The organism is Haloglomus litoreum (assembly GCF_029338515.1).
GTDB lineage: Archaea > Halobacteriota > Halobacteria > Halobacteriales > Haloarculaceae > Haloglomus > Haloglomus litoreum.
The window spans coordinates 198920-211239 of record NZ_CP119988.1 but is presented as its reverse complement, the minus strand read 5'-3'; the positions used below and the strand labels follow the sequence as shown (position 1 = coordinate 211239).

9 protein-coding genes are annotated in these 12320 nt (G+C 71.4%); 4 read left to right on the top strand and 5 right to left on the bottom strand.

Features of this window, described 5'->3' with window-relative positions:
- Positions 1 to 146: 146 nt before the first annotated feature.
- A complete protein-coding gene (locus P2T62_RS00965) occupies positions 147 to 1418 on the bottom strand; it encodes an HAD family hydrolase (protein WP_276259620.1) in 1272 nt (423 codons plus the stop codon).
- A gap of 93 nt (positions 1419 to 1511) precedes the next feature.
- Here P2T62_RS00965 and P2T62_RS00960 point away from each other — a divergent pair, with 93 nt between their 5' ends.
- The 4 genes from P2T62_RS00960 (at position 1512) to ppc (ending at position 7164) form a co-directional block, all read left to right on the top strand.
- Positions 1512 to 2612 carry a glucose 1-dehydrogenase gene (locus P2T62_RS00960; RefSeq protein ID WP_276259619.1) on the top strand — a complete coding sequence of 367 codons (1101 nt, stop codon included), beginning with the start codon at positions 1512 to 1514 and terminating at the stop codon, positions 2610 to 2612.
- Positions 2599 to 3231, top strand: a complete 633-nt coding sequence (gene gfcR / locus P2T62_RS00955; RefSeq protein ID WP_276259618.1) for a transcriptional regulator GfcR — start codon at positions 2599 to 2601, stop codon at positions 3229 to 3231. Before P2T62_RS00960 ends, gfcR begins: the two co-directional genes overlap by 14 nt.
- Positions 3232 to 3334: 103 nt before the next feature.
- Positions 3335 to 4399 carry an HTH-type sugar sensing transcriptional regulator TrmB gene (gene trmB, locus P2T62_RS00950; protein WP_276259617.1) on the top strand — a complete coding sequence of 355 codons (1065 nt, stop codon included), beginning with the start codon at positions 3335 to 3337 and terminating at the stop codon, positions 4397 to 4399.
- A gap of 74 nt (positions 4400 to 4473) precedes the next feature.
- The gene (gene ppc, locus P2T62_RS00945) at positions 4474 to 7164 is read left to right on the top strand and encodes a phosphoenolpyruvate carboxylase (protein WP_276259616.1); all 2691 of its coding nucleotides are present in this window, start codon (positions 4474 to 4476) and stop codon (positions 7162 to 7164) included.
- Between the two features lie 57 nt (positions 7165 to 7221).
- Here the strand turns inward: ppc and P2T62_RS00940 are convergent, their stop codons facing one another.
- From P2T62_RS00940 to glpA, 4 genes are all read right to left on the bottom strand, one after another.
- Positions 7222 to 7401 carry a hypothetical protein gene (locus tag P2T62_RS00940; RefSeq protein WP_276259615.1) on the bottom strand — a complete coding sequence of 60 codons (180 nt, stop codon included), beginning with the start codon at positions 7399 to 7401 and terminating at the stop codon, positions 7222 to 7224.
- Positions 7402 to 7522: 121 nt separating this feature from the next.
- Positions 7523 to 9064 carry an anaerobic glycerol-3-phosphate dehydrogenase subunit C gene (locus tag P2T62_RS00935; RefSeq protein ID WP_276259614.1) on the bottom strand — a complete coding sequence of 514 codons (1542 nt, stop codon included), beginning with the start codon at positions 9062 to 9064 and terminating at the stop codon, positions 7523 to 7525.
- Positions 9061 to 10461 carry a glycerol-3-phosphate dehydrogenase subunit GlpB gene (glpB, locus tag P2T62_RS00930; protein ID WP_276259613.1) on the bottom strand — a complete coding sequence of 467 codons (1401 nt, stop codon included), beginning with the start codon at positions 10459 to 10461 and terminating at the stop codon, positions 9061 to 9063. The genes P2T62_RS00935 and glpB overlap by 4 nt, the downstream gene beginning before the upstream one ends.
- Entirely contained in the window at positions 10452 to 12212 is a 1761-nt protein-coding gene (glpA, locus tag P2T62_RS00925) for an anaerobic glycerol-3-phosphate dehydrogenase subunit GlpA (RefSeq protein ID WP_276259612.1), read from the bottom strand. The genes glpB and glpA overlap by 10 nt, the downstream gene beginning before the upstream one ends.
- Positions 12213 to 12320 lie beyond the last annotated feature (108 nt).

Sequence of the window (12320 nt, the reverse complement as noted above, 5' to 3'; positions counted from 1 at the left end):
CAGCGGCTTGAGCCGTGCTCCGGCAGTTGAAGGGGGGTTGAACCGGCGGCTCGGAGCGGACGGCGAGCCGATGGCGAGACACCGGGTCGCGTCAGGCCGCACCCGGCAGCGTCAGCCGGCGGCGGGGGCGGGTCGCCGGACGGGGCTCAGTCGAGGTCCGCCAGCCGCCGGAGCGCGTAGGCCATCCGCAGGAGTTCCGCGGCGTCGCCGCGGTCGAAGACGAGTTCGTCCGTCGACAGCACGTGGTCGAGGACGTCCCGTGAGGCGTGGCCGGGGGCGGCGGCGATGCCGGCCCCGTGCTCGGCGGCCCACTCCATCACCCGGAGGTCGCTCTTCGAGTCGCCCATCACCAGCGAGAACGGGTCCTCGATGCCGAGCACGTCGAGCGCGGCCTCGACGCCGGACACCTTGTTGAGTTCGAGCGAGCCGATCTCGGCGGCGTCGGCCTCGTAGTAGGCCACGTCGATGCGCTCGAAGAGGGTCTCGTACGCCTCGGGCACCACGTCGAGGTCGGCGTCGGGCTGCTCGCCGGTCGACTCGAGGACGCCCCGGATCTCCGGGTCCTGCGCGGCGTAGAACGCCCGGCCGTACCCCTCGGCGGTCGGGCCGTCGTCGCCGTCCCCGGCGCCCGCACCCGCCCCGGCCACGGCCGCGACGCTCTCCTCCAGCAGGTCCAGCAGGTAGACCAGCCCCTCGTCGATGACCGCGTCGGCGCGCTCGCTGCCCGTCTCGAAGTTCGGCTTGAGCGTGACGTTGAACTCGTTGCCCTGCAGGTGACAGCCCCGGCGGATGGTCTCGGTGGCGTCCGGGAGAATCCGGGAGCGGACGCGACTGAACACGTCCCGGATGGCCGGGTCGAGGTCCTCGTACAGCAGTTGCTTCGTGTCGGCGCCGTGTCCCGGCGTGAACACGCCGGTCCCGGCCTCGTAGACGATGCTCAGGCGACCGGAGTGGACCATCCGGTTGCCCAGGCCCTGGATGAGAAAGCCCTTGACGTTCTCGAGGGTCTGGCCCGTGCAGATGACGATGGGCATCCCCTCGTCGTGGAAGCGGGTCAGGAGGTGGAGCGTCTCGCGGGGGATCTCGTTGTCGGTGTTGCCCGCCGACCGGAGGGTCTCGTCCACGTCGAGGACCAGGACGTTCACCCCGCGGTCGTACTTCGTGTAGAGGTTGAGCGCGGTGAACGCCTGCTCCCGGGTCGCCATCGCGGCGAGCGCGGCGAACGTCTCGCCGACCTGCGGGAACTCCGCGCGGATCTCGTCGCGGCGCTCGTCGAGGTCCTCGCGGGCGTTCTGCCAGTGGTCGAGCGCCACGCGGGAGTCGACCGGCGGGAACAGGTCGACGAACTCCTGGTAGGCCCGGAGCGTCTCGGTGTCGTACTCCTCGTACAGCCGGTACAGCTGGTCGTATCGTTCCATGGTGTGGGTGGCGGGATGGGACGGGCCGCCGGGTGCCAGATTGTTTACTCGTTTTCCAGTAAGTCTTTTCCCCTCACGGGCGAATGGCGGCGTATGCACGCTATCGGCATCGAACGAGGAAAAGCTACCCCCCAGTTGCTGGAGGTCCCTCGCCCCGAGCCCGACGAGGGGGAGGCGCTGGTCCGGACGCTGCGGGTCGGCATCGACGGGACCGACCACGAGGTCATCGGTGGCGGACACGGGGGGTTCCCGCCCGGGGAGGACCACCTCGTCCTCGGGCACGAGGCCGTCGGGGTCGTCGAGGAGCCCGGCGACACCGCGTTCACAGCGGGGGACGTGGTGGCCCCGACGGTGCGCCGGCCCCCACCATCCGGCTCCAACGAGTACTTCGAGCGCGGCGAGGCCGACATGGCGCCACCCGAGGCGTGCGTCGAGCGCGGGATCGACGGCGCCCACGGGTTCATGGCCGAGTACTTCACCAGCCCGGCGCAGTTCCTGGTCCGCGTCCCCGACGACCTGGCGCAGTGGGGGTTCCTGCTGGAGCCGCTCAGCATCTCCGAGAAGGCGCTCGAACTCGCCGCGGCCTCGCGGTCGACGGCCACCTGGGCCCCCGACACCGTCCTCGTCCTCGGGAACGGTTCGCTCGGGCTGCTGACGGTGGCGATGCTGGACGACGCGACCGAGGTCTACTGCCTGGGTCGCCGGGACCGCCCGCATCCCACCATCGAGCTCCTCGATAGCCTCGGCGCGACGTACGTCGACAGCCGGGAGACGCCCGTCGACGAGTTCGCGGCGGTCCACGAACCCGTCGACCTGGTCTACGAGGCGACCGGCTACGCGAGACACGCCTTCGAGTGCATCGAGGCGCTCGCCCCGGGCGGCGTGGCGGCGCTGCTCGGCGTCCCGGGCGACTGGACCTTCGAGGTCGACGGCGGGCGGCTCCACCGGGAACTCGTGATGGGTAACCGGGCGCTGGTCGGGAGCGTCAACTCCGGCCCGCGCCACTTCGAGGCGGCCATCGACCGGCTCCGGGGCCTTCCGGCGGGGTTCCTCGAGGACTACGTCACCGACCTGGTCCCGTACCGGGAGTTCGAGCGCGCGTTCGAGGAGGGCGACGACGGGGGCAGCGACGGCGCGGACGGGGGAACGGTCATCAAGACAGCGGTCGAATTCGACACCCATGAAGAACGTTGACGACCTCATCGAGGGGGCACAGGAGCTGTCCGAGCGCGGCTTCTCGAAGGGGAAGATCGCGGACGAGCTGAACGTCTCCCGGGAGACGGCGAGCTGGCTCGTCGAGCGGGGGAGCGCGACCACGGCCACGACCACGGAGCCGACCGGCGGCCCCCACGACATCCACGTCGACTGGAGCGCGGTCGGTCGCGATTCGGCCCGGTTGGCGTACGTCAGCCAGGCGATGGCGGACCTGCTCTCGAAGCAGGGCAAGGACGTCGACCTCACCGTCGGTGTCGAGAAGGCCGGCGCGCCGCTGGCGACCGTCGTCGCCCGCGAGCTCGACACGGACATCGCGGCGTACGCCCCCCGCAAGCACCAGTGGGAGGAGGGCGACATCGAGGAGCTGCAGGGGAGCTTCTCCCGGAACTTCGCCGACATCCGCGACCGCGAGTGCTACGTCGTCGACGACACCATCACCAGCGGCACGACGATGCGCGAGACCATCGAGGCCATCCGCGAGCGCGGCGGCGAGCCGGTCGCCTGCGTCGTCCTCGTCGACAAGAAGGGCGTCGAGGAGGTCGAGGGCGTCCCGGTCTACTCGCTCATCCAGGCCATCCGCGTCGGCAACAGCGAGTAGATGACCGCCCCGTCCAGTGACCAACCGCGCTTCCCGGGGAGGAGCCGCCGGCGCGGCCCACAGATGGCCAGTCTCTTTAGCCGACTCTCGCGATACCACCATCATGACCAGTGACGACCTCCAGCGGGGGCTCGAGGAGGTGGCCGCCACGTTCGACTTCGGCGAGTACGAGACCGAGGCGTACCTCGCCGTCCTCCAGCACGGCCAGCTGACGGCCTCGGAGATCGCCGAGAAGACGGACATCCCCCAGCCCCGGGTGTACGACACGGTCCGGAGCCTCGCGGAGATCGGGCTCGTCGAGCTGCAGGAGTCCAGACCCATCAAGGTGCTCGCGGTCGACCCGGAGGAGGCGTTCGACGACATCCAGACGAGCCTGTCGACGCTGGTCGGCTCGCTCTCCGAGCGGTATCGGGCCCCCGCCCGGGACGCGGAGGCCGTCTCGCTCATCAAGTCCCGGCAGACCATCCTCCGGTACCTCGAGGAGGTCGTCTCCGGCGCGGAGTACGAGCTCGTCCTGTCGCTGACGCCGGACCTGCTGGCCCGGTTCGAGGACGAGCTGGTCGAGCGCCGGGATGCCGGGGTGAGCATCGACCTGCTGCTGGCGCCCGCCAGCGAGGTGCCCGACCCCGACGAGTACGACTACGGCCGCGTCGCGACGACCGCCCGCGCGCGCCGGGGCGTCACGACCCCGGTCGTCGCGGTCGCCGACGGGACCAGCTCCGTCTACACGACCCGCGAGGCGCTACAGAGTGGGGACAGCCGCTACGGCGTCATCTTCAACCGCTCGGAGCTGGGGTTCCTGGTGTCGGGCTTCCTCAACACGGTCGTCTGGACCTCCGCGACGACGCTGGCCGAGGGCGGCGAGGACCGGCCGTTCCCGCGACGCTACGCCTCCATCCGGCGGTGTGCGGAGGACCTCGAGGACGGCCCCGACGAGCCGGCGGCGCTGTTCGCGACCGTCCGGGGGCGCGATGTCGAGACCGGCGAGCGCCGGACCGCCGCGGGCGCCATCGTCGACGTCTCGCTCGGGCCGAACCGCGGGACGGCCGCGCTGACCCTCGACACCGACGACGGGCTGGTCGACGTCGGCGGCCAGGTCGCCGCGCTGGAGGACATCGAAGCGTACGAACTCGTCATCGGCCGGGAGGAACCGCCGCCGCTGGAGTAGCTCCAAACATCACAACTCTATTTCGAGTAAATCACCTCGACAGTTCTATTACCCAGCGGCCGCAGGGGAGTGGTATGTCACTGCACGGACGGGACGTCGAGCAGGACGTCCGCGAGTTGAGCACGCTCCTCGGTGACGTGCTGGCCGAGCAGACCTCCCCCGACGCGCTGGCGACGGTCGAGCGCGTCCGCACCAGCGCCATCGCCTACCGCCGCGAGAACGCCGAGCCACGGTCGGCGGTCCGGGCCGAGCTGGAGGGGCTCGACCCCGAGACGGCCGAGACCGTCGCGCGGGCGTTCAGCACCTACTTCGAGCTGGTCAACCTCGCCGAGGAGCGCGAGCGGGTCCGGGCCATCCGCGAGGGGAGCGAGTCCGGCTCGCTGGCCGACAGCATCACCGGCGCCGTCGAGCGATTCGCCGAGCGCGGCGTCGACGCCGCGACCGTCGAGCAGGTGCTCTCGGACGTGCTCATCGAGCCGACGTTCACCGCCCACCCGACCGAGGCCCGGCGGAAGACGGTGAAGGCGAAGCTCCGGTCCGTCGCAGACCACATCGAAGCGCTCGACGAGCAGCGGCTCACCCGGCGCGAGCGCGACCGCATCGACCGGCAGCTGGAGGCCGAGGTGACGAGCCTCTGGCAGACCCCACAGATCCGGGACCGCCGCCCCGAGGTGACCGACGAGGCGCTCAACGTCCAGTGGTACCTGGAGAACACGCTGTTCGACGTGGTCGGCGAGGTGTACGACGAACTGGAGCGGGCGCTCGCCGAGCACTACCCGTCGCTGGACGTGCCGAAGCTGTTCGAGTTCCGCTCGTGGGCCGGGAGCGACCGCGACGGCAACCCGCACGTCACGCCGGAGGTGACCACGGAGACGCTGGACCGCCAGCGCGCGGTCGTGCTCTCGCGCTACCGCGACGAGCTGAAGCGCCTCTCGGGCATCCTCAGCCAGGACCGCCGCGGGCTGACCCTCGACGGCGCGTTCGCCGACCGGCTCGCGGCCGACGAGGAGCGGCTGCCCGAGGTCGCCAGCGCGGCCCGCGAGCGGTACCCGAACGAACCCTACCGGCAGAAGCTGAAGCTGATGCGCGAGCGCCTCGAACGGGTCGGCGATGTCCGGCCGGGCGGGTACGGGGACGCCGACGAACTGCTGGCCGATGTCGAGAGCATCGCGGCCAGCCTGCGTGCGAACGGCGCCGGGGCGGTCGCGTCGGCGGTCGTCGACCCGCTCGTCCGGCAGGTCGACACCTTCGGGTTCACCCTCGCGAGCCTCGACCTCCGGGACCACCGGAAGAACCACACCGAGACCGTCGCGGCCGTCTTCGACCGCGCCGGCGTCGACTACGCCGGACGGGACGAGGCCGAGCGCGTCGAGACGCTGACCGAGGCCATCCTGCAGTCCGAGCCCGTCGTCGACCCCGCCGACCACGACGACTACGAGGGGACGCCCGGGCGGGTGCTCCGCCGGTTCGACCGACTGGCCGACTGGCAGCGCGAGTACGGCGTCGACGCCATCGACACCTACTGCATCAGCATGACCGAGGAGCCGAGCCACGTCCTCGAGGTGCTGTTCCTCGCCGACCAGGCCGGCGTCGTCGACCTGCCGGGACACTGCGGACTGGACATCGCGCCCCTGCTGGAGACGGAGTCGGCGCTGTCGGGGGCCCGGCGCATCATGGGGACGCTGTTCGAGAACGAGGCGTACGCAGCCGCGCTCGACGCGCGCGGCGACCGCCAGGAGGTGATGCTGGGCTACTCGGACTCCAACAAGGAGAACGGCTTCCTCGCGGCCAACTGGTCGCTCCACCGGAACCAGAAGCGACTCGCCACCATCACGGACGACCACGACATCGAGTTGCGGCTGTTCCACGGGCGCGGCGGCTCCATCTCGCGGGGCGGCGGCCCCATGAACGAGGCGCTGCTGGCGCTCCCGACCGAGACGGTGACGGGCCAGGTCAAGTTCACCGAACAGGGCGAGGCCATCGCCGAGAAGTACGCCAACCCGGATATCGCCCGGCGGAACCTCGAACAGATGCTGAACGCCCAGCTCCGGGCACGCCATCGCGCCCTGACCGGGGACGGACACGGGACACCCGAGCGATGGCACGAGCCGGTCGCGACCGCCGCCGACGCCGCCCGCGAGGCGTACCGCGACCTGCTGGAGACCGACGGCTTCGTGGCCTACTTCGAGCGTGCGACGCCCATCCCCGTCATCGAGGACCTCAACCTGGGGTCGCGGCCCGCCTCGCGCTCGGGCGAGCGCGCCGTCGAGGACCTCCGGGCCATCCCGTGGGTGTTCTCCTGGACCCAGGCCCGCTGCATCCTCCCGGGCTGGTACGGCCTCGGCACCGGCCTGCAGGCCTACCTCGACGAGGGGGGCGACCTCGGGACGCTGCAGGAGCTGTACGAGGAGTGGCCGTTCTTCCGGACGACACTCGACAACGCGGCGCTGTCGCTGGCCCGCACCGACCTGCCGACCGCCGCCGAGTACGCCGACCTCGCGGGCGAGCACCGCGACGAGTTCTTCCCGCGCATCGAGGCCGAGTACGACCGCTGCGTCGACCTGCTGCTCGACATCACCGGCCGGGATGGGCTGTCGCCGCGCCCCTGGATCGAACGGAACCTCGACCGCCGGAACCCGTACGTCGATCCGCTCAACCTCCTGCAGGTCCGCCTGCTCGCGACCGAGGACCGGACCGACGCCGAGGAGCGGGCGCTCCGGCTGACGGTCAAGGGCATCGCCGCCGGGATGAAGTCGACGGGGTAGGCCGGGCGACCCCGCGGACCGACGGCGGAGCCCCGCGCCACGCCGGCACCGGGACCGCTAGTCGTGCCGGTGGGGCCAGTCCGCCTCGCGGACGAACTCGGTACCGCCGCAGGCACCACACTCGCCCGGCGGCTCGTAGACGTGGCCCGAATCCGTGTGTTCGACGACCGTCCCGGCGTGGACGACCTGACACTCGGTGCAGACGTACTTGTGTGGTTGCTCTGGTGAGTGCGCCATACGTGACGCTTCGGCCCGACAACACAAAAATCGTCGCGTCTCCCAGCATATCACATCATTTCGGCACTTCTGAACAGAATTATCGACGACAGGAGCGGGGTCCCCGGCCGGGACCGGGTACTCACTCGACCAGCGCCGACTCCAGCAGCTGGAGCGGGTGCCGGATCTCGTAGCCGGTGCCGTGTGCCATCTGCATCGCGCAGGTGGGACACTCCGTCATCCCCACGTCACCCTCCGCGTCCTCCATGTGCTCGAACATCTCCGCACCGATCTTCATCGAGGTCTCGTACTTCTCCGCCTTCCAGCCGTACGTCCCGGAGATGCCCGAGCAGGAGTCGCCGACGTCCTCGACGGTGACCCCGTCCACGTCGGCGAACGTCTCGCGGGCCTGCCGGGCGAGCCCCTGGTTCCGGGCGTGACAGGGCGCGTGGTAGGCGAACGACTCGCCGTCCAGTTCGGCGTCGGCGAGCGCACCGTCCAGGTCCTCGTGGATGCGGAGGTACTCCAGCGCCTCGAACGTGTGGTCGGCCACGTCCTCGATGCCGTGGAGGTCGAACAGCTCCGGGTACTCCTGCCGGAGCGAGAGCGAACACGACGTGCAGGAGGCGATGACGTCGGCCCCCTCGCCGATGGCGGCGACGAGTTCCTCGACGTTGGTCTCGGCGTGCCGGCGTGCGTCGGCCAGCATCCCGTTGGCGAACATCGGTGTCCCGGAGCACTTCTGGGGCGGGACCATGACCTCGTAGCCGAACGCCTCGTAGACCCGGACCATCGCCTTGCCCACCTCGGGCGTGTTGTAGTTCGAGTAGCAGCCGTGGAAGTAGGCCACGCGCCTGTCAGGGTTCTCGACCTGCGCGCCGCCCCTCTTGCGCCACCACTCGCGGAACGTCTCCTCGGCGAAGTCCGGGAACTCCCGCTCGCCCGTGATACCGAGCAGCTTCTCGCCGGCCCACTGCGTGACCGAGAGCCCGGTGACGAAGTTGGCGAGCCGCGGCGTCCTGCTCGCGATGGCGGCGAAGAAGCGGTAGTTCGAGAGGATGCGGTTGCGGACGTACTCCGTCGAGAGCTTCTCCATCTGCTCCTCAACGTACTCGCCGCGGGCCTCGTTGTGCATCTGCGACAGCGGCACCGAGGACGGACACGCCGAGTCACAGCGCATACAGTTCGAGCAGTCGGTGATGGAGGGGTCGATGTCGGCGTCCTCCTTGCGCTTGAGCCGCCACTGCTCGGGCCCCTGGAACTTCGGCCCCGGGAAGGAGTCGTCCACCTCCGCGACCGGGCAGGAGGTGTCGCAGGTGCTGCACTTGTAGCACGAGTCCGAACCGTCGCGAAGGTCCAGGTCGCCCGTGTCGAACACGTCGACGGCGTCGTAGTTCGCGGGGTCGAGGTCCCCACCGGCCGTGGAGGCCCCGCCGTCGGTCCTCGTGGCGCCGGAGGTCATCGCGGGGGGCCCGTCGGCCGTCGGATGCGCGGCCTCCGTCACCACCGACTCGTCGAGGCCGTCGGGCGGCTCGAACTGGTAGTCCGGCCCGTAGACGGCGGGCTGTTCGTCGCGCCCGAGGCGCGGGACACCGGGACCGGAGCCGGGGTCGTCCCGGGGCGGCGAGTCCGGTCGGTCGTCACGCTGCTCCTCGGAGTCGTCGGTGTCGTCGGGTCCTGTCATCGTGCCACCTCCACCGCCGCGTCGCGGCCGGCGGCGAGGCCGGTCGCGAGGGAGACGCCGCTGGCTGATTTCTCGCGGGCCACGTCGGCCCCGCCCAGCGTCGCCCCCGCGACGCGGACGTTGGGGAACTGCACCGCGCCATCCGCATCGAGCGGCCGGAGCCGCTCGTCCGCGTGGACCCCGAACCGGGCGTACGGCTGGTCACCGAACGCGTCGTCGACGTACCACTCGTAGCGCTCCTCGGGATGCGGCACGTGACAGCCCAGGACGGGCTCGCGGACGCCCTCGCGGTCCGAATCGATGCCCTTCCCGACCAGCCCGCCGGTCGCGAGGACGACCGCGTCGGCCGCGTACGGGACCTCCGTCCCCTTCCGGTCGACGAGGAGGGCCTCGACGTGGCCCTCGTCCGTGGCCTCGTAGCCCACGACCGGGACCCCAGTCTCGTACCGGACGCCAGCGTCGTCGAGCGCGTCGTACAGCCGGTCGGCCAGGCGCAGGCCGGGGAGGCTCGGCGGCCCCATCGGGACCTCGAACACGTCGGCGCCGAGGTGGCCCGCGAGGTCGGCGCGAACCGCGGGGGCCTCATCGTCGCCGAGGAACGCCGGGAACCCCACGCGGGCGGCCCCGTCCGCCACGGCATCGAGGTGGGGCTCGACGGCCGCCGCCAGCGCCCGCCGGGCGGGGGTCCCGTCGATGGACTCGTCGAGGTCCAGCGACCGGGCGAACCGGGTCACGCGGGCGTCGTCGCGGAAGGCGGCCGGGAAGGCGACCTCGACCCCTGCGACGGGGAACGGCACCCCCGCCGCTTCGAGTCGAGCGGCGACCTGCCGGGCGTCGAACTCGGTGAGCGAGCGGAAGCCGACCACCAGCATCGGGCGGTCGTCGCTGGCGAGTCCGGCGGCGACCGACGCCGGGTAGCGCGCGGTCGGCTTCACGGTCCCGCCGAACGTGGGGACCAGGGCGTTCCGGTCGGTGTGCCCACCCCGGTAGCCGTCGACGACGTCGTCGAACAGGGCGAGGCCCTCGCGGAGCGCGTCCGCGCCGACCAGCCGGTAGGGATGGCCCGCCGGGAGCCGGTCGATGGCGTCGAACGGGTCGACGAGCGGGCCCTCCGGGTCCGGGCGGTCCCGGACGCCGGTCCGACCGGCCGTCGGGGTCCTCGTCGGGTCGTCGTCGGTCGCGGGGGACGCTGGGTCGTCCCTGGCCCCTGCCGTCCCGCCGTCGGCCCGGACGGCCGGGACGTAGCCCAGCGCGTCGACGAGCCCCGAGGCCTGCGACAGCGTCGACTGTTTGTGCGAGACGAGCCGCACGTCGACGCCCTCGCGGGCGGCCGCGAGCGCCGCCGTGACGCCGGCGAGCCCGCCGCCCACGACCAGCACGTCGCTGGTTATGGCCATCCCGACCCCTCCGTGGTCCCGTCGCCAGGGGTCCCCCCGTCGGTCGCCGCCGACTCCGCCGGTCCGGCCGGGTCGCCCGACTGCGCGGCGCCACGGTCGAACGCACCGAAGTCGACGTCGGCGTCGAGCCGGGCGGGGTCGCCGTCGCGGTTCATCGTGGTCGCGTGGAGCATGTGGTTGAGCATCGCCTGCGAGAGCTGTTCGCCCCAGAGCGCGTGACGCTGGCCCTTCCAGCGCTCCTGGTAGAGTTCGTCGAGCGAGGCGCGGGCCGCGTCGGCGCCGAACTCGGGTTCGAGTTCGGCCGCCATGCGGTGACAGCAGAAGCCGCCCTGGCAGGTCCCCATCGAGGCGCGCGTACGCAGACGAACCGCGTTGAGGTCGCGCCCGGCGTCGTCGATGGCGTCCCGGACCTCGGCACGGGTGACGGCCTCGCACTCGCAGACGACGGGGTTCGGGCCGTCGGTGTCGAGCACGTCGGCGGCCCGCGAGCCCAGGCGCTGGGCCGAGCGCCGACTGACGGGCGAGCGGAGCCCGAACTCGTCCATCCGCTCGTGGAGGGCGCCGATGTCGTCGCTGCCGGGGAGGGAGTGGTCGGCGGTCCGGCAGGTGGCGCGGACGCCGAGTTTCCCGCAGACGTGGTCCGCGATGTCCTCGGCCATCATCCGGAATGTGGTGAGCTTCCCGCCGACGATACTGGTCATGCCGGGCAGGCCGTCGCGGTCGTCGTGGTCGAGCAGGAAGAAGTCCCGCGTGATGTCGGTCGGGTCCTCCGTGCCGGTTCCGGGCGGCTCGTACAGGGGCCGCACGCCCCAGAACGACCGGAGGGTACGCGCCTCGCGGAGGATGGGGACCAGCTCCGCCAGCTCCTCGATCATCAGATCGACCTCCCAGCGGTGCTCGGGGTAGTCCTCGGGGTCGTCGACCTCCTCGTCGGTCGTCCCGAGGATGCAGGCGGTCTCGTGGGGGACGACGATGTCGGCGTCGCCCTTGGGCTGGCAGCGGTTGACGACGGTGTCGACCTGGCGGGTGTTCATCACCGTCATCACGCCCTTCGAGGGGCGCACCTCGACATCGACGCCGGCCATCGCGCCCAGTTGCCCGGCCCACGCGCCCGTCGCGTTGACGACGTGGTCGGCCTCGATGCGCTCGGTCGAGCCGACCTCGGTGGTGGCCTTGCGAGGTCCGTCACCGTGTCGGACCTCGACGCCGACCACCTCGCCGGCCTCGACGAGTACGTCGGTCACCTCCGCGTGGGTCGCGATGCGGGCGCCGTGGTCGGCGGCGTCGGCGGCGTTGGCCACGCAGAGCCGGAACGGGTCGATGGCGGCGTCGGGCACGGCGATGGCCCTGTCGACGTCGGCGGCGAGGTACGGTTCGCGCTCGCGGGCCTCCGCGCCCGAGAGGACCTCGGCGGGGATGTCGCAGTCGCGACACCCCTGCAGTTTCTCTTGGAAGTACTCCCCGGAGTCCTCCGGGCGCTTGACGAACAGGCCGCCGGTCTCCTCGACGCAGTGCGCGGCGATGTCCCGGAGCACGTAGTTCTCCTCGATGCACTCCGTGGCGCTGGCCTGGTCGGAGACGGCGTACCGGCCGCCGCTGTGGAGCAGCCCGTGCATGCGGCCGGTCGTGCCGTGGGTCAGGTTCCCCTTCTCGACGAGGGTGGCGTCGACGCCGCGCATCGCGAGGTCGCGCACGATGCCACAGCCGGTCGAGCCGCCCCCGACGACGAGGACGTCGGTGGAGTGTGTCACGGGTTCACTACACGTTGTGGGTGGGGGGACTTATTCTTATCTCCGGGAGCCGTTCGTCAGTAACTACAGATGAACGTCCCCGCATGACGACAGATACGGCGTCGAAGG